We start from the raw sequence: 26,203 nt of genomic DNA, 5'->3' as shown, positions 1-26,203 counted from the left end.
TTTATGTATGTTGTTTATGAAGTACTTTGTGGTTGGCTAAACAAAACAGCTTTCTTTCTAGACATAATGAAAACCATGATAGCCGACACGAGATTTAAGGCTGCAAGTGGAAGTAAGGCAATAGCGTGGCTTCCTGTTGCATCATGAATTGCGCCATAGATATTCACCATCATGCCGCCACCAATCAGGTTAGCGCATGCGCCAATTGCTGCTAGTCCTGCCGCCGTTGTAGTCGGTGACATCCATGAGGATGCTAAAGCCCAGAAAGGTCCTTTCATAGAATAAGCACCAATTAATACGACACTGAGTAAAAAGATTGTGCCAATAAGTGAAGACGTGAACAAAGCAATTAATAAACCAAAAGAGATCATCAATAGTGTGATTGCTGTATGCCAACGGCGTTCATTTTTACGATCAGAACTACGACCCCAAAAAATCATTGCAATAGAAGCTAGGCCATAAGGAATTGCATTTACTAAACCGATTTCTAAATTACTCAAACCAAATGATTTAATTAATTGAGGTGCCCAAACACTCATTGTACTTCCAGCAGCAGAAGCACCAGAATAAATAATGATCATAGACCAAATATATTTATTCCTTAAAAGTTGCCATAGTGAAATATGGCCAATTGGGGTTTTTTGTTGGCGTTCAAACTGTAATCTTTCAACTAACCAAGCTTTTTGTTCGCTATTGAGCCATTTTGCTTGTTCTGGTCGATCAGTGAGAACAAATAGACAAGCGATACCCAGTAAAACAGCAGGAATGCCTTCTAAAATAAATAGCCAATGCCAGCCCCGCATGCCTAACCAACCATCTAGGGATAATAAAAGCCCAGATAGTGGTGAACCGATAAAGTTGGCACCCGGAATCGCCACCATAAATATTGCGACCATTCTGGCTCTATAGTTAGCAGGCAACCAATAGGTTAAATATAAAATTACACCAGGGAAAAAGCCTGCTTCGGCAGCGCCGAGTAAGAACCGCATAATATATAATGATGTGGAGCTTTCAACGAATGCAGTTGCGGATGATATTACCCCCCACGTCACCATAATTCGGGCAATCCATACTTTTGCTCCAAATTTTTGCATAGCGAGGTTGCTGGGTACTTCAAATAGAAAATATGCAAAGAAAAATAAGCTACTGGCAAAACCAAAAGCAGTAGCTGTTAATCCAAGGTCTTCATTCATTTGTAATGAAGCCATACCAATATTGCCACGATCAATAATAGCGATGACATAACAAATTGTTAAAAAAGGCAATAATCGCCACGCCACCTTGCGCATCGTTTCGCGTTCAATCGCACTTACTTGAGAGTATTCTGTAGACATAAAAAAATCCTTTTTTATATTCAGTATTTTAATTGTTCTCGCATCTAAAAGCTTAGAAACAATTGAGTTCCATGATTAGCTATTAAGTAACTTCCAGTTAGCGATAGCTCGTGGGTTTAGTAATTGGCCATTCCAAATACTCACAATCTGTTCAAGTGCTAAAAGACCGACGCGATTACGTGAATCTGTTGTGTTTGCTCCTATGTGAGGAGTCACAACCAAGTTAGGTAATTCCCATAGTGGATTATCTTTTTCTGGTGGTTCTGAAGAAAAGGTATCTAAACCTGCACCAGCAATTTTATTATTTTTTAGTGCATCAACTAATGCAGCTTGATCAATTAATTCACCACGTGCGGTATTGATTAAGATGCTTGAGCGTTTCATCTTTTCAAATTGGGCATGAGAAAATAAGTGTCTATTCTCTGCTGTAAGTGGGCAATGTAGGCTAATAATGTCACTGGTTTCTAAAAGTTTTTCAAAGTCGTGTTCCTGTTCTACATAATCGAGCTCTGGCAAATTTTGTAAAAACGGATCATATACTTTTACTTTCATGTTTAAGGGAGACACTAACTTCATGAGTATGCTACCGATTGCCCCTAAACCAATTAAGCCCAACGTTTTGCCATAAAGCTCCACGCCATTTGCACTTGCTTTGTCCCAATGACCTTCTCGAATACGTTGGTCTAACCATGTGACTTCTCGAGCAACATTAAACATGAGTGCAAAAGCGTGTTCGGCAACAGATTGTGCATTTGCGCCTACTGCAATAGTGACAGGAATTTTTCGTTCAGCAGCAGCTTGAGTGTCAATTGTGTCAAACCCAACACCATGTTTTGCAATCACTTTCAAATTATCAGAAGCAAAAATCATATCTCTAGAAAGTTTGCCTGTTCGAACAATGATTGCATCAGGTTGTTCATCATGGATGAGTTTTTCCATTTCATCTTTTGCCATGTAGGGTTCAGTTGGAATCAACTGAATATCATGGGACTGAGCATACAGTAACGCATCTGAAGTTAATGTTGGCCCCGTGATAAGAACTTTACGTTTCATTTTGACTTGCACTCCATTTAAGTATTTTGAGCAAAATACGTCCTTAATAATCCATATTATTAAAACGTCATTTCAAAAAAATAGTCAATAGTAAAAATTATATTTAAAAAGCGAGTAAATTTTAGTTTAAATTTAATTAAAAATGAAATGACATTTCAAAAAAATGCTGTCATATTAATTTGCACAAGAAAACTGATCTAAGGGAAAAGTTATGGCAATTGGTTTTAGAGTGCTAAAAAACGACAGAAAAGTTGAGCAAAAATGGATTGAGCAATATCGAGATCTACCAGTCGCTAATGTCAGTGACTCAATGAATCGAATGACTTCAGGCGGGGCTCAATTAAGACCAATGCATAAAAAGGGATATCTTTGTGGGCCTGCCATTACAGTTAAGGCTCGTCCGGGTGACAACTTGATGTTGCACTATGCTATTGATATCGCCCAACCGGGAGACGTCATTGTGGTTGATGCGGGTGGAGGCCTAACCAATGCATTAATTGGAGAAATGATGGTTGCGTATGCCATTAAGAAAGGTATAGCTGGCATCGTTATTAATGGCGCGATTCGTGATTCAGCAGTAATTGGAGAGGGAGATTTTCCACTTTTTGCGGCAGGAATTTCACATCGAGGACCTTATAAAGACGGACCTGGGGAAATTAATGTTCCTATCGCAATCAATGGAATGGTAATTGAACCTGGTGACTTGATTTTAGGTGATGAAGATGGACTTTTAAGCGTGCCTTATACGGAAGTTGAAGAAGTTTATCTGAAAGCAAGCGCCAAACATGCCGCTGAACAAAAGCAATTAGAGCAAATCGCCGTAGGTGAAAATGACCGTAGCTGGGTGATTAACAGCTTAAAACAAAAAGGATGTGAATTACCGGAATAAGGTCATTCAAAGCTATTCAAACAGGAAGGGAACTAGCGAAGTCAATGATTGAGCTTCGTTAGCCTATCTAAAGTTAATTCAATAATCATTATTTTACTGATTGAAAAATAGGAAATTTCAATTCGGTCTATGTGATTTCGTCTAAAGGAAAAGGACATGAAATATAAAGGGATAATTTCTTTATCATTATTAATGAGTATTACTTTGCAGCAAGCCAAAGCTGAAAGCGAAGATAACTCAGCGCTAAATGAAAACATAATTAAATTACAACAGCAAATAGACTATCTCATGGAGAGGCAAAACTTAAATCAAAATAACGGATTGAATAAAGCACCTGAATTGAGTCAAAACAAAACATCAAACACTGATAAGCCTGTTTCGACTGATCAGACTAAAATTAAATTTTATGGAAATATACGTGTTGATGCTGCATATGATTTTGAAGGTTCAACGCGTTCTATTGCGAATAAAACAGGGTCAATACCATTAGACAATTCAAACTCAACAAGTAAATCATTAAATGTTTCTGCCGCGACTTCACGTGTAGGGGTGGATATTGTTAAGCCCACCTCGAAAGGAGATTTGGTTGGAAAGCTAGAAGCCGATTTCATGGGAAGTGGTGGTGATAACGGTAATGGTTCGGTTCGGGTTAGGCACGCTTATATTTCACTAGGAAATTGGTTAATTGGTCAGACGACTTCACCTTTTGTGAATAGTGATACAGCTCCACGTTTGGTTGATTTTACAGGTGCGATGGGCACAGGAACTCAGCGTAATATCCAAATCCGTTATCAGCACATCGTTGATGCCAAACAAAAACTATTAGTCGCTTTGGAAGGCGGTGATGTTGAAAATAAAAATGTAGAAGGTGGAAGCCGTTTTCCTGCATTAACCATGCGATATGAATTTAAAAATCCAGATTTTTTGGTTCAATTGCATGGCATGCTTCATGAAAATCGAGCAGTTTCTGACACGAATGAAGAGCAAACTAAACTTGCTTGGGGTGCTGGATTAGGCACAAAGTATAAGCTTTCTGAAAATGACTCAGTTGTGTTTAATTACTATCACATCGCTGGCGATAACCGTTACATGCTTTATTCAAAAGATAATGATACCTTCTACTTTGATCAAAATCGGATGTATTTAAGTGAATTTGATTCTATTGAGTTAGGGTATCTGCACAAATGGAATGAAAATTTACGTTCTTCTTTGTCCGTTGGTAGCCTTATCTATAAAGATTCAAATTTTTCAGAAAATAACCCTGATCAAAATAAAAGGCTAATCAATGCGAGCGTCAATTTATTTTGGACGCCTGTTGAGAAAGTCGATCTTGGTGTTGAATACACCCATGGAAAGAGAGAAACATTTTCAGATTTAGAAGGGAAACTATCCCGAATCAACTTATTAGGTCGATACAATTTTTAATGTAATTACAGCCACTTTAATATCAAAAGTGGCTTTCTTTTATCTGAGAAGGACCAATATTGTGGAACAAATTAATTATGCCAATGCAAGATCACAATTTTCAAAGGTTATGGAAAGAGTGCTGTTAGGTTACGCTGTAAAAATTACACGAAAAGAGAAAGATGCTGTGGTTCTAATCAGTGAAAAAGCATACCTTGAATATAAAAATGCAATGTTTGAGCTCAATAAATTAAAAAACAAAGATTTTTAACCTCCAACAATCCGCTTCTCAAGCATCTCCATAAAGGTTTTTAAAATAATATTGTGGTTTTTGCCTTTATGAGTAATTAAACAAATGGGTGTGCTGTAATGCATTTTTTCCTTTGAAACAGCTTGCATAAAACCATCTTCAACCCATTTTTTTGCATAGTGATCGGGTAAAAAACCCAAGAATTTTCCAGTTAAAATCAGAAATGCGATGCCTTCACGGTCACTTGCTGTCGCTTTACAGTCTAAAAGCTGATGCAACTTTGCCGCTTCTGGTGTGATGGCATAATTAGGAAGGATTGCTTGCCATGTTTTTAACTCATCTAAATTCATGTTGCTGCACTGGCTAAACAAGGGATGATTTTTGCCGCAATATAAAAATGAACTCTCGCTATATAAATCGAAATAGTCTAGACCAGACAATGGCGTCACAAGGGGGATAACGCCTGCGTGCAAACGGTTATCGAGCACACGGCATTCAATATCTGAAAGGGTGCTCATACTAATGTTAATAATAACTTCGGCATGTTTCTCTGCAAGTTGGGTCAACGTATTGGTGATATAGCCTCTAGGCATAGTCACAAGATTGTTAATAATACCGATATTAAACTCACCCTTAAGGCGGTTATGCATTTGGTTAACTTTGGAGCGGAAGTCTTCAATCGCTGCCGTAAGTACTTCGATATATTCTAAAATTTCTCGTCCTTCATCGGTCAGGGCAAATCCGGCACGGCCTCGCTGACATAGCCGAATGCCTAAACGATTTTCTAAATCACTCATATGCAAACTGATTGCAGAACGGCTAATGCCAAGAATGCTTTCTGCAGATGTAAAACTATGACAGTCGCAAACCGTTTTAAATATTTTAAGTAATTTAATATCAAAATCAGTGACTTGATTTAATTTTTTGGGTTTCATTTAGTTTTGTTTTTTTAAATCTAAACTCAAGATAATTTGAATTTATCAAACTTATCACGCTATGTACACTCAAACCATAATTTGAAAATAAACAGGAATGGTTATGTTTGATACGGATAAATTCAGTGACTCAGAGCATACTTTAGATGCGGTTCAAACTAATAATAATATGCACATAAATTATCAGGCACATTGGATGCCTTTCTCTGCAAATCGGAACTTTGCTAAAGATCCGCGCATGATTGTGGGCGCAAAAGGATCATACCTAATTGATGATTCGGGCCGTGAAATTTACGACTCACTCTCAGGCCTATGGACTTGTGGTGCTGGTCATACGCTTCCTGAAATTCAACAAGCGGTGAGTGCTCAATTAGGTCAGCTCGACTACTCGCCAGCTTTTCAGTTTGGTCATCCGTTGTCTTTTAAGTTGGCAGATAAAATTGTTCAGCATATGCCTGAAAAACTACAACACGTTTTTTTTACAAACTCGGGTTCAGAGTCGGCAGATACTGCCATCAAAATGGCACGTGCGTATTGGCGTATTAAAGGTAAACCGAGCAAAACCAAATTGATTGGTCGTGCACGTGGCTATCATGGTGTAAACGTTGCGGGAACAAGCTTAGGCGGTATTGGTGGCAACCGTAAAATGTTTGGTCAGCTTATGGATGTAGACCATTTACCGCATACCTTACAGCCGAATTTAACTTTTACCAAAGGCTGTGCAGAAACAGGTGGGGTAGAACTTGCCAATGAAATGCTTAAATTAATTGAGCTACATGATGCTTCCAATATTGCAGCTGTCATTGTGGAGCCTATTTCCGGTTCAGCAGGTTGTATTATACCGCCAACGGGCTATTTACAACGTTTAAGAGAGATCTGTGATCAGCATGACATCTTGTTAATTTTTGATGAGGTAATTACAGGTTTTGGCCGTTTAGGAACGTGGACGGGAGCAGAGTATTTTGGGGTAACACCAGATATTTTGAACTTTGCGAAACAGGTGACCAATGGTGCTATTCCTTTAGGTGGTGTGGTGGCAAGCCATGAAATTTACTCAGCCTTTATGCAACAAGACTTACCAGAGCATGCCATTGAATTTACCCATGGCTATACCTATTCGGCACATCCGGTTGCTTGTGCGGCTGCTTTAGCTGCGCTTGAAGTTTTAGAAAAGAAAAACCTGTTGGCTCAATCTGCGGCGTTAGCTCCAAGTTTTGAAAAAATGCTGCATGGTTTAAAAGGTGCGCCGCACATTTTAGATATTCGCAACTGTGGCTTGATTGGTGCGTTGCAGTTAGCTCCGCGTGATGGCGATGCCACAATCCGAGGCTTCGAGATTGGTATGAAACTTTGGAAAGAAGGGTTCTATGTTCGCTTTGGAGGCGACACGCTTCAGTTTGGCCCAATGTTTAACAGCACTGATGCAGATATTGACCGCTTATTGAATGCTGTTGGTGATGCACTTTATCAAGTGAGTTAAGGTTTATTAGGCTTTTACCGAGGTCTGTAATGTCAACAGACCCATCTTCAAAATCTAAATGAAAAATACAGTTTGATCTGAAAATTAATTGTAGTAAGGAGTAACAACAATGACAAATGGCCTAGAAGATTTTAGCTATGAAGAAGTTTCAATTGAAAATAGTACGCATAGTGAACAAGCCAAAAAAGTGCTAGGGCATTTCATTCAAGGAAGAATTGTATCTAAAACGGCAAGAAAACAGCCAGTTTACAATCCTGCGACGGGTGAAATTAGTAAAGAAGTCGAAATTGCAGATGCTCAAACGGTAAATGAAGCAGTTCAGGTAGCCGAGCAAGCATTTCCTGCATGGCGAGATACACCAGTCATTAAACGTGCACGAGTTATGTTTAAGTTTAAACAATTATTAGAGCAAAATGCTGAAAAGATTTGCGCTTTGATTGGACAAGAGCACGGTAAAATTTCTCATGATGCTCAAGGCGAATTACAACGTGGTATTGAAAATGTTGAATACGCTTGCGGTGCACCAGAGCTTTTAAAAGGGGAATATTCAAAAAATGTCGGTCCAGATATCGACTCATGGAGCGAGTTCCAACCGTTAGGTATTGTCGCTGGGATCACACCGTTTAACTTCCCAGCTATGGTGGCTTTGTGGATGTTCCCAATGGCACTGGTTTGCGGTAATTGTTTTATTTTAAAACCTTCTGAAAAAGCGCCTTCTGTGGTTTTATACCTTGCAGAATTATTAAAACAGGCAGGTTTACCTGACGGCGTGTTTAACGTTGTAAATGGTGACAAAGAAGCGGTAGATGCCTTATTGCATCATCCACGCATTCAGGCAGTCAGCTTTGTGGGTTCAACACCAATTGCTGAATATATTTACCGTACTGCAACATCCACGGGTAAACGTTGCCAAGCATTAGGTGGGGCAAAAAACCATGCGATTATTATGCCTGATGCCGATATTGATAACGTAGTAGCTTCATTGTTAGGCGCAGCTTTTGGTTCTTCAGGTGAACGTTGTATGGCATTGTCAGTAGCAGTAGCCATTGGTGATGAAGTTGCCGATGTTGTGATTGATAAGCTGACTCAAGAAATGAAAAAATTGAAGTTCGGTAACTATGCAGATGCAAACAACGACTTTGGGCCACTTATTACCCAAGCACATAAAGACAAGGTACAAGCCTATATTCAAAGTGCAGAACAACAAGGCGCAAAAATTGTGGTTGATGGTCGTGATGCAAAACCGACAGGTTACGAAAAAGGTTTCTTTGTTGGACCAACTTTAATTGATCAAGTCACACCAAACATGACCAGCTACCAGCAAGAGATTTTTGGTCCTGTGTTGCAAGTTATGCGTGTGAATACTATGCAAGAAGCCATACAACTCATTAACGACCATGAATATGGCAACGGTACTTGTATCTATACCCGTGATGGGGAAGCAGCACGCTATTTTAGCAGTCATATTCAAGTTGGTATGGTGGGTATTAATGTGCCTTTACCGGTACCTGTTGCTTACCATAGTTTTGGTGGTTGGAAGCGTTCATTATTTGGTGATTTACATGCTTATGGTCCAGATGGTGTCCGTTTCTACACACGCCGTAAAACTATTACGCAACGTTGGCCGTCTGCTCAGGTCCGTGAAGCAAAACAATTTTCAATGCCAACTTTAAATTAATTATTGCAACAAGGGGAAAACAATAAGTTTTCCCTTTTTCATTACCGTAGGATTTTAAACATGTAATAGATTGTTTTTATAGATATATTTTTAAGGATTGAAATATGGATAATGATACAACAAAAAAATTAGGCGAAGGACTTTCAAATCGCCATATCACAATGATTAGTATTGGCGGTGTTATTGGTGCAGGTTTATTTGTCGGTTCATCTTCTGCAATTGCCAAGGCCGGCCCAGCGGTGATTCTTGCATATCTGATTACCAGTATTATGGTATTTCTGGTGATGCGAATGTTAGGTGAAATGGCCGTTTTAGAGCCGGACACTGGTTCATTTTCTACATATGCCCGTAAAGCGATTGGCCCGTGGGCAGGCTTTACAATAGGCTGGTTATATTGGTGGTTTTGGGTGCTTGCAATTCCTGTAGAAGCCATTGCAGGTGCTGAAATTTTACACTCATGGTTCCCGAACGTTTCAGTTTCTATCTATGCATTCTGTTTTATTGTGTTCTTAAGCTTAGCCAACTTTTTTAGTACCAAAAGTTTTGGTGAGTTTGAGTTCTGGTTTTCTTTGGTCAAAGTAGTGGCCATTATCGGTTTCATTATTATTGGTATTTTGGCAATTTCAGGTATTTGGCCTTTAGCTAAAAATGTTAGCGGTGTTGCCAATTTATACAATAATGCCGGTTTTATGCCGCACGGTATGGGAGGTATTTTATCGGCAATTTTAATTACGGCATTTTCATTCTTTGGTGTAGAAATTGTCTCAATTGCAGCAGCGGAATCATCAAACCCTAAACAGAAAATCAGACGCGCTACCAATTTGGTGTTGTACCGTATTATCCTTTTCTTTGTGGTCTCAATGTTTATTGCCGTTTCACTTGTCGATTGGCGTTCACCAGATTTACAGAAGTACGGGACATTCCAATACGTTTTAATGAGCTTGAACGTACCGGGCACTAAACTCATCATTGATACGGTCGTGTTTATCGCCGTTGCGAGTTGTATGAATGCTGCGATTTATACGTCCTCTCGTATGCTATTTCGTTTGGGCACTCGTAGTGAAGCGCCACAAGCCGTAACTAAAATCAATTATGCGGGTGTACCTGCAATTGCAGTATTTTCTTCAACTTTCATTGGTTTAGTGTGTTGTGTCATTAACTATGTATTCCCTGGAAAAGTATTTGGCTTATTGCTCTCAAGCACAGGGTCAATTGCATTACTGGTGTACTTGGTTATTGCGTTCTCACAACTACGTTTAAGACATAAGCTCGAGGCAGCTGGAGCGGAAATACCATTTAAAATGTGGTTATTCCCATGGCTGACTTGGTTTGTCATTATTATTATTTTAAGTGTGTTGGCTTATATGTTCTTCTCGCCAGCATATAGTTATGAAACGACTTTATCTTTAGGGGTAACTTCGCTTGTGGTGGTTTGTGGATTGTTCGTCACGCGAAAGCGTAAAGCAACCAGATCGGTTGCCATGAATTTAGATTAATTAAAAAAGAGTTTAAAGACTTTGTGTAGTGAAATTTTATTCATCTATGCAAAGTCTTTTTGTTTTTATTAGATTTTTAATCGTGTCTGTTAAATTTTCTATTCAGAAAAAAGTTCAAAACATACTCTTCTTAACCACTGGTTGCTTGGTGTTTGGTGAACTCGTGCATGCCAATGCTGCTTTACGCTATAAGTCGGAAAATGATAAGGCGGTTCTAAAACTTTTAAGCCACCTCTGACTAAAAGCACCTGACTTAAATAATGAGGAATAGTCGCAATCGCGTCTGTGTCTTGAACAACCAAGCCAACCCCTAAATAGCTTGGCAAACGAACCAGAATATTTCGGTTTACTCCCAGTTTTTGTAACTCATGCTCCAGCACATAGTGTCCACCCGTTGCGAAAATATCGACATGCAGCTCTTGGCGAAATTCCTGGTCTGAAAGCGTTGTGCCTGTAAGCCTTGGGTGTTCTTTACTGGCAATACAAATATAACGTTGCTGGAAAAGTGTTTGCTGATAAAAACCTGCTTCAAGTTGAGGCAAAAAACCAATGGCTAAATCAATGTCTCCATTTGACATCATGACTGGTGTATTGGCATCAATAGGGACAATTTCTAAGCGAATATTAGGTGCATGAGCACGTAAATAATTGATCAGTTTAGGTAATAAAACCAGATGGCTAATATCAGTCATGCTGATTTTAAATTGATAATTTGAAGTCTGAGGGTCAAATTCAATATTGTAGTTTTGAACCAGTTTTAGTCGGTTCAGAATTTCTACAACCAGCGGATATATTTGTTTAGATAACTCAGTAGGTTGCATCTTATTTTCGATACGAACAAAAAGTGGGTCCTGAAAATGCTCACGTAATTTATTTAACGCAATACTTAAAGTCGGTTGTCCGATTTCAAGCTGTTCAGCAGCTTTAGATACACTGCTATGTTTATAAATTTCAAAGAAAATTTGTAAAAGTCGAGTATCAAGATCAAACACTTTTTAATTTCCTTGTATTGATTTTATCAATACAGACTATTGTTTTTTGTGCATGGATTCAACAATTTTCGATTGTTACATTGATGATCAAGGAAGAATAGGCCGTAAAAGTACAAAGTATTCTTGTACCAATTGGCCTTAAATAGAGGATCTGAAATGGAACAGTTAGCAACGCTAGATGACTTGCCGAAACGTTATCTTGGTCAACTTGAAGAATCAAATTTAGTCCCTTTATGGCCAAGTTTACGCAATGTATTACCTCCGCATAAACCGATGCCGCAGACGATAGCGACCGCATGGTATTTTCAGAATATTAAACCTTTATTGCTCGAAGCAGGTGAGTTAACACCAATTGAAAAAGCTGAACGCCGTGTATTGGTTTTAGCAAATCCCGGACATGGTCTGGAAAATATGAAAGCCAGTTCGGTCATGTATCTTGGCATGCAGCTTTTATTACCAAAAGAGTGGGCGCCATCACATCGACATACCCCAAATGCAGTGCGTCTGATTGTTGAAGGTGAAGGGGCGTATACGACTGTTGAAGGTCAAAAATGCATGATGGAGCATGGGGATTTAATCCTTACACCATCAGGGCTTTGGCATGAACATGGACATGAGGGTGATGAGCCTGTGATCTGGTTAGATGTACTGGATTTACCTTTGGTTTATTACATGGAAGCTTCTTATGTACAACCGGGTGAAATCCAAAAAGTGACCAGTGCCGGAAGTGCCCATCATTATGGTACTGGTATTGTGCCAACTGCACATTTTACCCGTGAAAATGCCTCGTATCCGATCATGCGTTACTCTTGGAAAGAAACCAAAAAAGTTTTGCATGCGCTTGCAGATGATAAAAACCATCAAGCCCCAATTCAGGTGACTTACATCAATCCTGAAACTGGTGATGATTGTCAAAATATTATTGGTTACTCGGCAATGATGCTACGACCGGACGAAACCGTGCAGTTACAGCCTCGTTCAACAGCACAAGTATTCCATGTCATTGATGGTCAGCTCCAAGTCAAAATTGATCAGAAAGATTTCAATTTAAATAAAGCTGATACGGCATGTGCACCATGTTTTTCTCATATTGATTTAATCAATACCTCAGATCAACCATGTTATTTGTTTATTGCAGATGAAGCGCCCTTACAACGGAAACTAGGTTTGTACTCTGTGCGTGAGCGCCAGTAAATAGAATATTTTATAAGGATATAAATCATGTCAAATACTCAACAACCGATATTAATTGCTGGTGGCGGCATTGGAGGGTTTGCAGCTGCACTCGCTTTAGCAAAACAAGGTTTTAAGGTACAAGTTTTTGAACAGGCCCCTGAAATTGGTGAGATTGGTGCTGGAATTCAATTAGGTCCGAACGCATTTCATGCCTTTGATGCGCTAGGAATTGGTGAAATTGCTCGCAGTAAAGCAGTCTATACCGACTATATGGTCATGCATGATGCGATTGATGAATATCAGGTCGGCAAAATTCCAACCGATGAAAAGTTTCGTGAACGTTTTGGTAATCCATATGCGGTGATTCACCGTGCCGATATTCATGGTTCATTGGTGGAAGGCGCTAAACAATACGGCAACTTGGAAATTATCACTAATTGTCATATTCAAAAAGTTGACCAAGATGAGGCTGGCGTAACGATTACCGATCAAAACGGTACGCAATATCATGGTCAGGCACTTATCGGTGCTGATGGGGTTAAATCCGTTGTGCGTGACACTTATGTGGGTGACCCTGCATTGGTTACAGGTCATGTGGTTTATCGTGCTGTTGTACCTGAAAGCGAGTTTCCCGAAGACTTGAAATGGAATGCAGCCAGTATTTGGGTAGGGCCAAATTGCCACCTTGTGCATTATCCACTACGCGGCGGAAAGGAATATAACGTTGTAGTGACGTTCCATAGCCGTGAGCAAGAACAGTGGGGCGTAACCGATGGTTCAAAAGAAGAGGTGCTGTCTTATTTTCAAGGAATTTGTCCGAAAGCTCGTCAATTGATTGAGTTACCTAAAAGCTGGCGCCGCTGGGCAACCGCAGACCGTGAACCGATTGAAACATGGACTTTTGGCCGTGTGACATTACTTGGTGATGCAGCACATCCAACCACGCAATATATGGCGCAAGGTGCATGTATGGCGATGGAAGACGCCGTAACTTTAGGTGAAGCGTTACGTGTTACCGACCATGACATTTTAAAAGCTTTTGATATTTATCAAAAAGCACGTGTGGTACGTACAGCACGCATTGTTTTGTCTTCACGTGAAATGGGCAAAATTTACCATGCCAAAGGTGTACAACGCTTGGTTCGAAACGATTTGTGGCGTGGACGTCCTACTGAGCGTTTTTATGATGCAATGGAGTGGTTGTATGGCTGGAATGTCAATAACTGCCTTGATGCAGTGAAAAACTATCAAGGGAATGTAGCATGAAACTTTATAGCTTTTTCCGTAGTGGCACATCGCATCGAACCCGCATTGTGTTGAACCTTAAAGGTTTGGCTTATGAAGCAGCTTATATCTCGCTCGCTAAAAACGAACACCATCAAGCTGCTTTTAAAGCTTTAAATCCGCAAGGGTTTGTACCCGTACTTGAAACTGAAGCGGGAAACTTGTTGCAAAGTCCAGCCATTATCGAATGGCTAGAAGAACAATATCCCGAACCTGCTTTATTGCCTACAGATGCATTGGGTCGTGAAAAAGTTCGTGCCATTGCTGCATTAGTTGGATGCGATGTTCACCCCTTAAACAACAAGCGTGTTCTTGAATATTTACGCCAGAACTTAGAGTTGGATGATGCACAAATCAATGCATGGTGTGCCAAGTGGATTCAGGATGGATTTGCTGCTTTAGAGCATATTTTGGAACAAGACCAGAATCGTGAAAAGTTCTGCTATGGCAAGCAACCGACCATTGCAGATGCCTATTTAGTTCCACAAGTTGTTTCTGCTGAGCGTTTTAAAGTCGATTTATCGGCTTATCCAAACATTAATGAAATTTACCAACATTGCATGACCTTAGAAGCATTTCAAAAAGCAGCACCTGAACAGCAGGCTGATGCATTTTGAGTCGTGATTAACTTAATAGAAGGAATTCATATATGTCATTTATTTTTGAACCAATGACCACTGCGGGTCTATTTATTCACGGCTCAGAGCATAAATTTCCAGTACGCCGTGTGTATTGTGTCGGCCGTAACTATGCTGCTCATGCTCGTGAAATGGGTTTTGACCCAGACCGTGAACCACCATTTTTCTTTTGTAAGCCAAATGATCTTGAGTCGGTTGTTCCGGTAAATACAGATGCGGTCGATATTCCATATCCTTCTGAAACTTCAAATTTTCATTATGAAATCGAGTTGGTCGTTGCAATTGGTAAAGATGCCAAAAATGTCTCGGTTGAGGAGGCAGTGAACTATATCTATGGCTATGCCGTTGGTTTAGATATGACACGCCGTGATTTACAGATGGCAATGCGTGAAAAAGGTCGACCATGGGAAATCGGTAAGGCTTTTGATTTTTCTGCACCAGTTGGTCCAATTCATCCGATTACTCAAACGGGTGAAATTAATAGTGCCGAAATCCATTTAACGGTAAATGGTAAAACCGAACAGCACAGCGATGTCAGTCACTTGATTTGGTCTGTGGCCGAAACGATTGCCAATTTGTCTACATTATTTGAACTAAAAGCAGGTGATTTGATTTTTACAGGAACTCCAGAAGGCGTGGGTGCGGTAGTGAAAGGTGATGTTATGCGTGCAGACATCACTGGACTGACTGGAATTACGGTGAATGTGAAATAAATCAAATTGATCTGATTTATTGAAATAGGTGCTCAACCTAAATAAAAAATACAGTTGGGCGCCTTTGCTAAGGATTGCATATACGCCAATGTATTGGCGAAAGGAGCTCTCATGTCTCAAAACTCTATAGACGTACAAAGTTTCATCGATGAAATACCGCTATCGTCTTTGCAAAAATTAATCATGTGGTTGTGTTTTTTGATTGTTGCGATTGATGGGTTTGATACTGCAGCAGTTGGGTTTATTGCACCTGCTTTAAAGGCAGAATGGGGGTTGCAAGCAACCGATTTGGCACCTTTATTTGGCGCTGGCTTGTTTGGACTGATGGCTGGTGCACTCATTTTCGGACCGTTATCCGATAAATTAGGCCGTAAACCGATTTTGATTGGGTCGGTCATTATGTTTGGAATTGCCAGTGTTTTTGCCTCTTTTTCAGCAGATTTACAAACTCTGATTATTTGGAGATTTCTCACTGGTTTGGGTCTAGGTGGGGCTTTACCCAATGCAATTACTTTAACTTCTGAATATGCGCCTACATCTCGCCGTTCTAATTTAGTGACCATGATGTTCTGTGGTTTTACCATTGGTTCTGCTCTTGGTGGCATTTTTTCAGCTCAGCTACTTCCTCATATTGGTTGGCACGGTATTTTGCTCATTGGGGGAGTCTTACCTTTAGCGACTGTACCTTTCTTATATTTTTTATTACCTGAGTCTATTCGATTTTTAGTGCTTAAAAAGAAGAGCACCGAGAAAATTGAAAAGATTATTCATCGTATCGCACCGCATTTAAATAGCACACCAACTTTGGTTCCAACAGTCAATGAAGTTGAAAAATCAAGTTTGAAAGATTTGTTTAATAAAGGCTTTGCTTTGGGTACTTTTTTGATTTGGTTTACCTTTTTTATGAGCCTTCTCATTATTTATATGATTTCAAGTTGGATGCCTACTTTATTAACCAATGAGGGCTTTAATTTATCCAATGCGTCATGGCTTACTTCAATTTTCCAAATAGGTGGAACCATTGGTGCGATTGTCTTAGGCCTACTAATGGATAAGATGGATGCAACCAAAATTTTAAGTACGGCTTATGTTTTTGGCGGATTCTTCCTGATTTGTTTAGGGTTTGGAATTGAACAGGCAAATACGGCTTTATTGATGTTTGCCATGTTTGGGGTAGGTGCAGGAATTAGTGGTTCGCAAGTGGGAGCAAATGCTTTTGCATCTAGTTTTTATCCAACACATTGCCGTGCAACAGGGGTAAGTTGGGCCAATGCAGTAGGGCGCTCAGGTTCGATTGTGGGATCAATTATGGGCGGCTGGTTAATGTCATTAAATCTCTCTAGTTTTGAAATTTTAAGTATTTTAGCGATACCTGCATTTTGTGCCGCGGTTTCGTTGTTACTCATTAAACGTTTAAAGAAAAATCGGTCTCAAGTTTTAGTCGCTTCGAATTGAGATAAGGCTATCGCACCGAACAAATATATGTCTGTGCCAAAGGATGGCGCAGAAAATAATTAAAGGATGATTTATTTCATGAAATATTTAAAAACCCCATATTTAAAGTTTTCTACTCTTTTATTTATCTGTAGTGGTTATTCGTTGTTGTGGGCAGCAGATATCTCTCAACAAAGCGAAGACGAATGGAAGTTCACGCTAAAGAATGCCTATATCAACCGTAATTTTGATAGTGATGCCTTAAAAGATACTGGCAGTTGGTCTCAGGCAGCATCGCTATTTTATAAATCGAAAATGCATGACACCCCTCTGCAAATTGCAGACAAGTCCATTACGATTGGTGCAGATGCTTCTGTACAATACGCCGTGCGCTTGAGTTCAGACAAACATGTTGCGGACACGGTTTTGCCTTTTAATAAAGAAACTCAGTCACAAGCATCCGACTTCTTAAAATACGGCGCAACTTTAAAACTAGGTTATGACAAAACCCTTTTAAGTGTCGGTGAACTCTGGTTAGACCTGCCTGTAACGGCTGTGGATGCCAGCCGACAATTACTTGCCTCTTATTGGGGAACCAATCTTAAGTCGCAACTTTCAGATCAACTCTATGCCGAAATTGGACGGGTTGAAAAAGTCTCTCCACGAAATGAAGAAGATTTTAAAAAGTTTTCTTTCACAGCGAACGGCATTACCAAAGAATCTGATGGCTTAAATTACATAGATCTGCGTTATCAATTTACGCCGTCTTTAAAAGGTGAATATTACTTTGGTAATTTAGAAGACCTCTACAACAAACACTATGTAGGACTTGAGCACAATTGGAAACAGCCTAACTTTGCGCTTACATCTAAGTTTAAGTACTTCAATGCAAAAGATGATGGCAACACTTTTGATATTGATGCTCAAAACATTGGAGTGCTAGAAACGCTCAAAGTAAAAAACCATACCTTTGGCTTGGGGTACCAGCAGATTATCGGTGAGTCGGCTTATCCATTACCAGATGGTTTCTTACCAGAGACCTATTTCATTAACTGGAATGCAACGGGTTTCTTTAAAGAAGATGAAAAGTCGTACCATGTCATGTACGGCTATGACTTTAAAGATTATGTTCCGGACCTAAATGCGATGGTGAAATATGTTTACGGCCATGACTTTAAAGCTGCCAATGGTGAGAAAAACCATGAAACTGAGTCGAATGTGATTTTAAATTATGCGTTTCAGCAGCCATTCTTAAAAGGCGTCGCTCTTCAATACATTCGTATTGATTACAACGTAAAACATGGCAATGACTTTGGTGAAGATCGTCTATTTGTCAACTACACCAAAAAGTTTTAAAGACTTTTTAAAACTCATCATTAAAAAAGAGACCATAAAAGGTCTCTTTTTTCTCTCATGTTCCAAGATTTAGACTAACTATTTAGTCGTATCTATTGATACTAAAACAGATAAACCAGGACGTAATAATTTAACATCTTTTTGATTTTCAATGAGCTTGATGCGTACAGGAAGGCGTTGAACAATCTTGGTAAAGTTACCAGTCGCATTGGTTGCAGAGATCGGAGAGAAAAATGCGCCAGTAGAAGGAGAGAAGCTGTCTACCACACCTTTTAGCTCAACGTTATAAGCATCTACATAGACATTAACAGGTTGTCCGATCTTGATCTTTTTTAACTCAATTTCACGGAAGTTGGCTTCTACATAAACCTGATCTAAAGGAACAACCACCATGAGTGGATTACCAGCACTCACAAAGTTACCTACATTAGCTGACTTTTGACCAATCATTCCATCAATAGGTGCACGAACCTCTGTATAGCTCAAATTCAGTTTTGCTTTATCAAGCGCCGCTTGGGCTTGTTTAAGGGCTGCTTGTTTGGCTTGTACCTGAATCTTGTATTGGTTGAGCTGATACTGTGCATCAATCACTTTTTCTTTACTGCTGTCTAAGTCAGCATATTGTTCAGTCAAAGTAGTCTTAGATTGCTGTGTAATTAATCTAGATTCCGCTCCAAGTGCCTGTAGTTGCTCATAACGCGCCGTATTATCTTTTGTGAGTTTAATTCCAGCTTCTACTTTTCTCAGCTGTGCTTCAGTTTCTCGAATAACAGTGGGTTGTCTATCCACTGCGAGCATTGCTTCACTCAGGTCAGCTTGCGCTTTTGCATAATTAGATTCAGCTTCTGCCAAAGCAGCTTGATAATCCCGTGCATCAATCCGCGCTAAAAGTTGGCCTTTTTTTACGGTCTGATGATCTTTAATGTAAATTTCCTCAATGTTTCCAGATACTTTGGGGGCAATGGTTGAGTACTCTACATCTACACGTGCATCGTCTGTTTCAACAACCGAAGAGGGTAAAAATATAAGTTTTAAAACCCACAAAATAGATGCTAAGACAATAATAAACGCAATAACCATAACCCAATGCTTTTTGAGAAATTGCACCTTGGTTAACTTGGGTGGTTCGGTATGGGTGGTGTCTTGGGCTTCGAGAGTACTCATAAAGATTTTCCTGAGTTATGACTATTCATTAACTTAATGAGAGCAATACGTGGCGGATAAGTTCGAACTGGCAAAATCAACATCACGATGAATAAAATAGCGGTAAGGCCAGCTAAGATGAGATATTGATCGCTAATAACTAAAACTGATTGTTGCGCTTGAATCGCAGAATTTAGGGCAGATAAACCACCTGAAACACGATCTGCGCCATTTGCCGTGAGCACAGGTGGAGTAAGTGGGTTAATAACAGGACCTTGAATATTTTGGAAAACATGTTGGGCAGTATTTTCAATCAGTCGTGTTGAATGGTATTCACCGCGAACTCGATTGACCCAGTCCAAAATACAAACACCCAGTACACCGCTAATAGCACGCGGGGTATTAATCATAGGGGATGCATAAATTGCCATAGTTGGGTGAACACTGTTTGTCCCCATCATTAAGAGCGAGAGCACGACACAGGTTTGCCCCAGACATGAGATTGCATGCCAAAAATAAAATTGGTCTTGATTCCATGTGGTATCAAGTTGACTTGCACCTAGGCAACCCGCAATGACCAGAAGTAAACCAAATCCGTGTACATATCGGCTATCCACCCAAGCTTGATTTAAAAGCTTCACAACAATAGGAATATAGATAAATTGCAGGGCCGCAATTTGTAAGCCAATCCACATGGTCTGAGTGGGTTTATAGCTATGCACTGCACTTAAGTAATTGAGTGGTAATGTGCTGGTGGACATACCAATAATGACAAAGCAAAAGAGTGCGAAAACAGCATAAGCAAAATTTCTGATTTCGAGCATTTGCGGTTTAATGAGTGGTGACGGATAACGCCATTCATGTATAAAAAACCAAGGTAAAGTAATCGCACTAATTAAGGCTAATACACAAATTAATTGGGAATGGAACCAATCTAAGTGATTGCCATGCAATAATATGGTGCTCAGGCTCGCTAAGCTAATAATCGCTAAAATGGCACCCATCCAATCGTAAGTTTTTATTCTTGAATAATTCAATGGATCTTGAGGAATACCGAAATACACCAGAGCAGCACTTAACGCACAAAAAGGAATGGTTTGGAAAAATATCATCTTCCAGCCAATTACATCTAAATAAAAAGCAGAGAGTGCAGCACTTAGGTTAGGAAAGAATGTTGCTGTTAATGCGTAGCAGGCGAGACCCCATAGCCGAATGTCAGGTCCTAAAAATCTAAGCGCACAGGCCATGAGCAAAGGAATGGTTAGACCATTGGCGAGCCCTTGTAAGCCACGCAATAAATAAAATATTTCGATATTTGGACTAAAAGGAATTAAAACGCTAGAAAAGAGGCAAAGTCCTATAGCAAAAAGAAGAACTCTGCGCATAGAAAAAATGACTGCCCAACTCGTAGACAGGATCATTCCAATAATCATCGCACTTGCGTAAATACTGTTAACCCAATAACCCGAGTCGACACTAATGCCCATTGCACCTCGAATATCGACTAAGGTAATGCTGGTGATTCGGTTGTTAAATTCAACAGTCATTGCAGCAAATATTGCACCTGCTAAACCGATGAGTGGTTTTGTATTCATTTTTTACCTTAAATCTTAAACATCCATTCATTGCACGGAGCAGATATTTACTGAACTGTACCGATCGGTACTCTACTCTTTAATTAAATTTCCGTCAATTCTCGATTTTGAACTTTTCGATGAGTTACACTTAGAACGAAATCGCTAAAATTTTTATAAGGTCAATATGTCTGGTTTAACGAAAGCTCATGAAAAAGATCAAAAAATTCTGGATGCAGCAACAAAGTTTTTTTTGATCCACGGCTTTAGTGGCACAACGACAGACATGATTCAAAAGGAAGCAGGGGTTTCAAAAGCAACGATGTATGGTTGCTATAAGAATAAAGAAGCGATGTTTGCAGCGGTGATTGAACGTCAATGTACCAACATGCAAAAACAAATTATTTTAGTTGAGACAAAAGCCGACAATTTACGCTCAGCACTAACTGAAATTGGGAAGACCTATCTGTGTTTTATATTATCGCATTCAGGCTTGGCGTTTTTTAGGGTTTGTATTGCAGAAGCGGTAAGGTTCCCAGAGTTATCTGAAAAATTCTTTGAATTGGGTCCACAGCGTCTAGCAAATATCATTGCAGGCTATCTAAAAAAATCCGTTAAACAGGGCGAAATTGAATTAAGCTCTTCTTCAGAAGTTGCTGCGAATATATTTTTATCGCTATTAAGAAGTGATGCTCATCTAAAATGTTTGACGCATCCTGATTATTTAATATCAGAGAATGAAATTAGTACTTGGGTTGAATATGCAGTTGGTTTTTTTCTGAAAAATATCAATTACAATGAGAAGTTAAAATAATTTTATAAGTACTTCTGGTCGAAAAATTGGCAAGTTCTTTTCTTTATTTAAAAAGTCTAGCAATGGTTTTCCCATTGTTACTCGTCCAGAAAATTGAAAATATCTAAGATAGAGACCCATAGAAAATTCAAGCTAAAGTATCCTTTAGCAATGATTTCAACCTAGCAGCACTTGATAGAACCTAACAATCAAGTGCTATATTTTTAACTTTATATAAACCAAATTATTCGATGTGCTGGTGTAAATTTGGAGGTTCTAACTCCTAGTCTCTTTAAAAAGTGAGCGTTACGTGAGAAGAGTAATTTTAGCTGCTACATTAAGTTTTGCCGTACTAGGTCTGCAAGGTTGTCTTTCTTTGCCTAAGAAAGTTGATGAAAAACCTGCTGAAAAGAAAAACGAGTATTTTTCAGAAATTGTTAAATTCAAAGGTTTAAGCCAAACGCAAATTTATGATGCTTCTAAAAACTGGCGAAACAATGTTGTGGATTATGTTTCAAGCCGAAAGATTATTCAGGCAGATGACAATAATAAAGTACTGACAATTAAAGGACATGCAGGGCTAAAATTTGATAATTGTATGGACTGTCTAAGCAGAAATATGATTAAGGTCGCGGATGATTCCTTTAATTATATTTTGAAAATAGAAGTTAAAGATCATCAAGCTAAGCTTACTTTTAGCAATATAGAACCTCGTGACAATCGTAATAATCATTTTTATAAAGATAAAAATGCAGCCATAAAAAATCAGTTAAAGAACATTGTGGAAGGCTATAAATTTCATATCTTACATCCGAATGCTCAGCCTAAAGGTGCGAGTCCAATGTAGTTTTTTACATTGGCTTATAAAAATATAGTTAAAAAGTCAGATAGGCCTATGAGAGATAAATGTCTAACTAAAATAGGCATTTATCTTTGCTAAGTAGGTGATGTATATCTCTTTAATATAAAAAAAATAAATATTGCATATAAATATCTTGAATAAATGTTAATTTCCTGTATGCTTAACTTAACTAGAAAAAAGACTTGTAGTAAATCTTCTTTAAGTATCGCAGTTTTAGTCATAATCCTTCGTTTTTTTCAGATCTTAAGCTCAATTCGTTATTATTTTTTCAAAGTTATATTTGTCATTTAAAATGACTCAAATTATTAAAATCAAAGGATATATTATGTCTAATACAAGTAATGGTACAGTAAAGTGGTTTAACGAAACTAAAGGTTTTGGTTTTATTCAACAAGAATCTGGTCCAGATGTGTTTGCCCATTTTAAAGAAATTGCTTCTTCTGGCTTCAAAACTTTATATGAAGGTCAGCAAGTAACTTTTAATATCGCTCAAGGCCAAAAAGGTCCAAGTGCTGTGAATATTATTCCACAGTAATAAGCGACAAAAAAAGCCCTGAATCATCAGGGCTTTTTTTATTTATTGTGAATCAACTTTTACCTGACGATGAATTAATCTTAATTCTAAATTTTCCAAGCTAACGACCTGATCATTTGAATCAACCAGCTTTAGTTTAAGTAAATCATTTGTTTTTTTGTGGAAAACTCTAACTACATCTTGATCAGCTTCAATAAAGTTGCTGCCAGATTCAAGCATTGCAAGTAATACAATATTTAAGCTTCTACCTTTTGGTGTGAGTAAATACTCTTTGCGCTCTCTAACGCCGATTTCCTTATAAATAGATAATTCAAATATTTCTAATTGAATAAGATGTTTTAGTCGATTAGATAAAATTTGCTTTGATATGCCTGTATTTTCTAAAAATTCATTAAATTTAGTTACCCCATAAAAAGCTTCTCTTAATAAGAGGATGGTCCACGTGTCATTCAATATTTCAGCAATTTGAAAAATTCCGCACACATCTGCCGAGAATTTATTATTTGGAATAATTTGATTTGACATTCAGTGGGGCTCCAATTAGCATGAGTCTACAATTTAGACCTAGGGTTAATTCAGGTAGCATTATGCCATTTATAAATATACAAACAATAGAAGGCTTACTAGATAAAGAAAGTAAGGCTGAGCTTTTTAAGCGAATAGCAGATTTATTTGTAGAGATCGAAGGAAAGGGAAATGCTGCTTTTCGGGAGCATGTCTGGATACGAATTGATGAGTATCCTCCTGAGCAGTGGCAATTAGGCCACTTGCGACCAACAAAAGAGATGATTGAAATAATATCTAAAGCTAACTAACTATTATTCTTCCAATGGTGTTCGGTGTAGAAATACCGACATAACAAACCTGAATTATTTTTAGGGTAATTCGGGTTATAAAAAATTAATCTGCTAAATGCTTGTCTATTTTTATACGCTCTTTATATCTACCGACGGCGAAACGCCAAAAAAGCGTTTATATTCTCTAGAAAATTGTGACAAACTTTCATAGCCTACTTGCATGCTTGTAGATGAAATATCGCATTCTTCAGTGATTAATAAGCGCCGTGCTTCGGTCAGTCTCATTCTTTTTTGATATTGTAAGGGGCTCATTGAAGTAATATCACGAAAATGCTGATGAAAACTTGAAGCGCTCATCCCCATTGTGCTTGCAAGTTCTTCAATGCTAAATGATTTTGCAAAATTTGTTTTCAACCATTCAATGGCTTTCACAATTCGATGGCCCGTAGTTCCTGCCGCTACAATTCGTTTCAGCCGATCACCTTGTGGACTCATCAATAAACGATAAAAAATTTCCTTAATAATAAGGGGAGACAAGATTGGAATGTCTTGTGGTGTGTCTAGTAGTTTTAATAACCGTATAAAAGCATCATTCAGTTCCGAATTTACGACCCCAACAGCCATTCCTTTTTTTTCAGTATTGGTATCTTTAAAAGGAATATGGGCTTCAAGCATGATTTGGGCAAGCACATAAGGGTCTAGTCGTAGCACTATTGAAAGATAAGGTTGTTCAACCGAAGCTTCAAGAACTTGAGCAATCACAGGCAGATCAATTGCGGTAAAAAGGAAATGATTTGAATCATAGGTGTAGGCTTCTTCGCTAAGAATCACCTGTTTTTTCCCTTGAGCAACCATACAGAGACTGGCATCCATCATGCTGCTATTTGTTTGGGTCAGTGTTTCCGCACGAAATAAAGTCAGTCCCATAATAGGCGTTTCGAATGTACCTTTTTCACGGGTCCATTGATCGATAAGTTGAGCCAGTGTTTCATTATTGCCTAGAGACATATTCGTCATTCAGATTTCACCTATTGTCATCTGTGTTTTTATTGTAGGCATTTCAAATAAGAAAAATAGAGAGAATTGCAACAATTCGGAGGATTAGGCAAATCTGTGAGAGGAATAGAACAACACCTTACAGTTTTCATTTTTATACTGATGAACATGGCAAAAAAGTCGATTGATTAAAGCCTGTTGATTCACCGTTTCCACAACGTATTCACGGCTTTTCAAAATCTATAGCCATCAATGAATGTTCAACGAACAAATCGTCTTTATTTAAACATTAAACATGAGAGAAAAAATATGACAATTGAAGTTTTAGGTTATGCCGCGCTGTCATCAGAAACTCCTTTAGTTCCGTTTAAGTTTGAACGTAGAACTCCACGTGAAGATGATGTTGTCATTCAAATCGAATATTGTGGTGTTTGCCATTCCGATTTACATCAAGCTAAAAACGATTGGGGATTCAGTGCTTATCCGTTAGTGCCGGGTCATGAAATTGTAGGTCGTGTCACCTCAATCGGTGCCAAAGTCACAAAATATAAGGTCGGTGATTTAGTGGGCATTGGCTGTATGGTCGATTCATGCCGTACTTGTTCTGCTTGTCATTCAGGGCTAGAACAATATTGTGAAGAAGGTAACACTCAGACTTATGGCGCTGTAGATCGTCATGACCAACGACCGACTTATGGTGGATATTCTCAAACCATTACTTGTAGCGAAGATTTTGTATTAAAAGTACCTGAAAATTTGGATGCTCAAGCTGTACCGCCGTTACTTTGTGCCGGGATTACCACATGGTCACCACTTCGCCATTGGAATATTGGAAAGGGCAGTAAAGTTGCAGTCGTTGGTTTAGGTGGTTTAGGGCACATGGCCATTAAACTTGCAAATGCTCTAGGTGCGGAAGTGACATTATTCACTCGCTCAGCTAACAAAGAACAAGATGCAAAACAACTCGGTGCGCATCATGTTGTGCTATCAACCGATGAAACCCAAATGCAGTCAGTCACAAATCAGTTTGATTTAATTATTGATACTGTACCTTATAACCATGACTTGAAGCCTTATATTCCAACTTTAGCTTTAAATGGAACAATTGTGTTGGTTGGATATTTGGGTGAAATTAGCGCAAATTCAGTACCTATGATTTTGGGTAGAAAATCAATTGCTGGCTCGGTAATTGGTGGAATTAAAGAAACACAAGAGTTACTCGATTTTTGTGGTGAACATAACATCGTTTCTGAGGTAGAGATGATTGATATGCAAAATATCAATGAAGCTTTTGAGCGCATGTTAAAGAGTGATGTGAAATATCGTTTTGTGATTGATATGAAAACTTTAGCTGATCATTAATCTGGTTTGATCTGGGCTGTGCATCTTTT

25 protein-coding genes are annotated in these 26,203 nt (G+C 38.8%); 17 read left to right on the top strand and 8 right to left on the bottom strand.

Going from position 1 to position 26,203, the window contains the following annotated elements:
• Positions 1 to 14: 14 nt before the first annotated feature.
• The gene (locus MKL33_RS09585; RefSeq protein WP_270906875.1) at positions 15 to 1,334 is read right to left on the bottom strand and encodes an MFS transporter; all 1,320 of its coding nucleotides are present in this window, start codon (positions 1,332 to 1,334) and stop codon (positions 15 to 17) included.
• A 75-nt stretch (positions 1,335 to 1,409) separates the two neighbouring features.
• On the bottom strand, positions 1,410 to 2,399 hold the full coding sequence (locus MKL33_RS09580; protein WP_270906874.1) for a hydroxyacid dehydrogenase: 990 nt from the start codon (positions 2,397 to 2,399) through the stop codon (positions 1,410 to 1,412).
• A 199-nt stretch (positions 2,400 to 2,598) separates the two neighbouring features.
• On the opposite strand from MKL33_RS09580, the gene MKL33_RS09575 reads away from it, so the two are divergent.
• The 3 genes from MKL33_RS09575 (at position 2,599) to MKL33_RS09565 (ending at position 4,951) form a co-directional block, all read left to right on the top strand.
• Positions 2,599 to 3,276, top strand: a complete 678-nt coding sequence (locus tag MKL33_RS09575) for an RraA family protein (RefSeq protein ID WP_270906873.1) — start codon at positions 2,599 to 2,601, stop codon at positions 3,274 to 3,276.
• 156 nt (positions 3,277 to 3,432) lie between these two features.
• Positions 3,433 to 4,701: a DcaP family trimeric outer membrane transporter gene (locus MKL33_RS09570; RefSeq protein ID WP_270906872.1), complete on the top strand. Its 1,269-nt coding sequence runs from the start codon at positions 3,433 to 3,435 to the stop codon at positions 4,699 to 4,701.
• Between the two features lie 61 nt (positions 4,702 to 4,762).
• Positions 4,763 to 4,951 (top strand): type II toxin-antitoxin system Phd/YefM family antitoxin, encoded by a 189-nt coding sequence (locus tag MKL33_RS09565; RefSeq protein ID WP_000435195.1) that lies wholly within the window; start codon positions 4,763 to 4,765, stop codon positions 4,949 to 4,951.
• Here the strand turns inward: MKL33_RS09565 and MKL33_RS09560 are convergent.
• Positions 4,948 to 5,865 (bottom strand): LysR family transcriptional regulator, encoded by a 918-nt coding sequence (locus tag MKL33_RS09560; protein ID WP_270906871.1) that lies wholly within the window; start codon positions 5,863 to 5,865, stop codon positions 4,948 to 4,950. The two genes, MKL33_RS09565 and MKL33_RS09560, sit on opposite strands and share 4 nt — an antisense overlap.
• 97 nt (positions 5,866 to 5,962) lie before the next feature.
• Here MKL33_RS09560 and MKL33_RS09555 point away from each other — a divergent pair, with 97 nt between their 5' ends.
• From MKL33_RS09555 to MKL33_RS09545, 3 genes are all read left to right on the top strand, one after another.
• Complete coding sequence (locus MKL33_RS09555) at positions 5,963 to 7,345, top strand: aspartate aminotransferase family protein (RefSeq protein ID WP_270906870.1); 1,383 nt, start codon at positions 5,963 to 5,965, stop codon at positions 7,343 to 7,345.
• 109 nt (positions 7,346 to 7,454) lie between these two features.
• The gene (locus tag MKL33_RS09550; protein WP_270906869.1) at positions 7,455 to 9,023 is read left to right on the top strand and encodes a CoA-acylating methylmalonate-semialdehyde dehydrogenase; all 1,569 of its coding nucleotides are present in this window, start codon (positions 7,455 to 7,457) and stop codon (positions 9,021 to 9,023) included.
• 104 nt (positions 9,024 to 9,127) lie between these two features.
• Positions 9,128 to 10,519, top strand: coding sequence for an amino acid permease (locus MKL33_RS09545; RefSeq protein WP_270906868.1), 1,392 nt, complete (start codon positions 9,128 to 9,130; stop codon positions 10,517 to 10,519).
• Between the two features lie 98 nt (positions 10,520 to 10,617).
• Here MKL33_RS09545 and MKL33_RS09540 read toward each other — a convergent pair whose 3' ends face one another.
• Entirely contained in the window at positions 10,618 to 11,511 is an 894-nt protein-coding gene (locus tag MKL33_RS09540; protein ID WP_013197793.1) for a LysR family transcriptional regulator, read from the bottom strand.
• Positions 11,512 to 11,667: 156 nt separating this feature from the next.
• Here MKL33_RS09540 and MKL33_RS09535 point away from each other — a divergent pair, with 156 nt between their 5' ends.
• From MKL33_RS09535 to MKL33_RS09510, 6 genes are all read left to right on the top strand, one after another.
• Positions 11,668 to 12,705 (top strand): cupin domain-containing protein, encoded by a 1,038-nt coding sequence (locus tag MKL33_RS09535; protein ID WP_270906867.1) that lies wholly within the window; start codon positions 11,668 to 11,670, stop codon positions 12,703 to 12,705.
• A 27-nt stretch (positions 12,706 to 12,732) separates the two neighbouring features.
• On the top strand, positions 12,733 to 13,953 hold the full coding sequence (locus tag MKL33_RS09530; protein WP_270906866.1) for a 3-hydroxybenzoate 6-monooxygenase: 1,221 nt from the start codon (positions 12,733 to 12,735) through the stop codon (positions 13,951 to 13,953).
• Entirely contained in the window at positions 13,950 to 14,588 is a 639-nt protein-coding gene (gene maiA / locus MKL33_RS09525) for a maleylacetoacetate isomerase (RefSeq protein WP_270906865.1), read from the top strand. The genes MKL33_RS09530 and maiA overlap by 4 nt, the downstream gene beginning before the upstream one ends.
• A 32-nt stretch (positions 14,589 to 14,620) precedes the next feature.
• Positions 14,621 to 15,322, top strand: a complete 702-nt coding sequence (locus MKL33_RS09520; RefSeq protein ID WP_270906864.1) for a fumarylacetoacetate hydrolase family protein — start codon at positions 14,621 to 14,623, stop codon at positions 15,320 to 15,322.
• A gap of 111 nt (positions 15,323 to 15,433) precedes the next feature.
• Complete coding sequence (locus tag MKL33_RS09515) at positions 15,434 to 16,777, top strand: MFS transporter (protein ID WP_032006233.1); 1,344 nt, start codon at positions 15,434 to 15,436, stop codon at positions 16,775 to 16,777.
• A 78-nt stretch (positions 16,778 to 16,855) separates the two neighbouring features.
• Positions 16,856 to 18,112 (top strand): OprD family outer membrane porin, encoded by a 1,257-nt coding sequence (locus MKL33_RS09510; protein ID WP_270906863.1) that lies wholly within the window; start codon positions 16,856 to 16,858, stop codon positions 18,110 to 18,112.
• Positions 18,113 to 18,190: 78 nt separating this feature from the next.
• Here MKL33_RS09510 and MKL33_RS09505 read toward each other — a convergent pair whose 3' ends face one another.
• A complete protein-coding gene (locus MKL33_RS09505; RefSeq protein ID WP_086398755.1) occupies positions 18,191 to 19,276 on the bottom strand; it encodes an HlyD family secretion protein in 1,086 nt (361 codons plus the stop codon).
• Positions 19,273 to 20,850 carry an MFS transporter gene (locus MKL33_RS09500; protein WP_086398754.1) on the bottom strand — a complete coding sequence of 526 codons (1,578 nt, stop codon included), beginning with the start codon at positions 20,848 to 20,850 and terminating at the stop codon, positions 19,273 to 19,275. Before MKL33_RS09500 ends, MKL33_RS09505 begins: the two co-directional genes overlap by 4 nt.
• A 166-nt stretch (positions 20,851 to 21,016) precedes the next feature.
• Between MKL33_RS09500 and MKL33_RS09495 the strand changes: the two genes are divergently transcribed.
• From MKL33_RS09495 to MKL33_RS09485, 3 genes are all read left to right on the top strand, one after another.
• Positions 21,017 to 21,643, top strand: coding sequence for a TetR/AcrR family transcriptional regulator (locus MKL33_RS09495; RefSeq protein WP_086398753.1), 627 nt, complete (start codon positions 21,017 to 21,019; stop codon positions 21,641 to 21,643).
• 289 nt (positions 21,644 to 21,932) lie between these two features.
• Positions 21,933 to 22,469, top strand: coding sequence for a DUF4468 domain-containing protein (locus tag MKL33_RS09490; RefSeq protein WP_086398752.1), 537 nt, complete (start codon positions 21,933 to 21,935; stop codon positions 22,467 to 22,469).
• 340 nt (positions 22,470 to 22,809) lie between these two features.
• On the top strand, positions 22,810 to 23,019 hold the full coding sequence (locus tag MKL33_RS09485) for a cold-shock protein (RefSeq protein WP_005040451.1): 210 nt from the start codon (positions 22,810 to 22,812) through the stop codon (positions 23,017 to 23,019).
• A gap of 42 nt (positions 23,020 to 23,061) precedes the next feature.
• Here the strand turns inward: MKL33_RS09485 and MKL33_RS09480 are convergent, their stop codons facing one another.
• The gene (locus tag MKL33_RS09480; RefSeq protein WP_086398751.1) at positions 23,062 to 23,544 is read right to left on the bottom strand and encodes a winged helix-turn-helix transcriptional regulator; all 483 of its coding nucleotides are present in this window, start codon (positions 23,542 to 23,544) and stop codon (positions 23,062 to 23,064) included.
• A 62-nt stretch (positions 23,545 to 23,606) separates the two neighbouring features.
• Here MKL33_RS09480 and MKL33_RS09475 point away from each other — a divergent pair, with 62 nt between their 5' ends.
• Positions 23,607 to 23,834, top strand: a complete 228-nt coding sequence (locus tag MKL33_RS09475) for a tautomerase family protein (RefSeq protein ID WP_004642882.1) — start codon at positions 23,607 to 23,609, stop codon at positions 23,832 to 23,834.
• A 111-nt stretch (positions 23,835 to 23,945) separates the two neighbouring features.
• Here the strand turns inward: MKL33_RS09475 and MKL33_RS09470 are convergent, their stop codons facing one another.
• Positions 23,946 to 24,833 (bottom strand): AraC family transcriptional regulator, encoded by an 888-nt coding sequence (locus MKL33_RS09470; RefSeq protein ID WP_270906862.1) that lies wholly within the window; start codon positions 24,831 to 24,833, stop codon positions 23,946 to 23,948.
• Positions 24,834 to 25,121: 288 nt separating this feature from the next.
• Between MKL33_RS09470 and MKL33_RS09465 the strand changes: the two genes are divergently transcribed.
• The gene (locus MKL33_RS09465) at positions 25,122 to 26,174 is read left to right on the top strand and encodes an NAD(P)-dependent alcohol dehydrogenase (protein ID WP_086398749.1); all 1,053 of its coding nucleotides are present in this window, start codon (positions 25,122 to 25,124) and stop codon (positions 26,172 to 26,174) included.
• Positions 26,175 to 26,203 lie beyond the last annotated feature (29 nt).

This window comes from Acinetobacter sp. AOR43_HL, from assembly GCF_027854635.1.
Lineage (GTDB): Bacteria > Pseudomonadota > Gammaproteobacteria > Pseudomonadales > Moraxellaceae > Acinetobacter > Acinetobacter pittii.
Note: the sequence above shows the minus strand (reverse complement) of the source record. Positions and strands in the feature narration are given on the sequence as shown.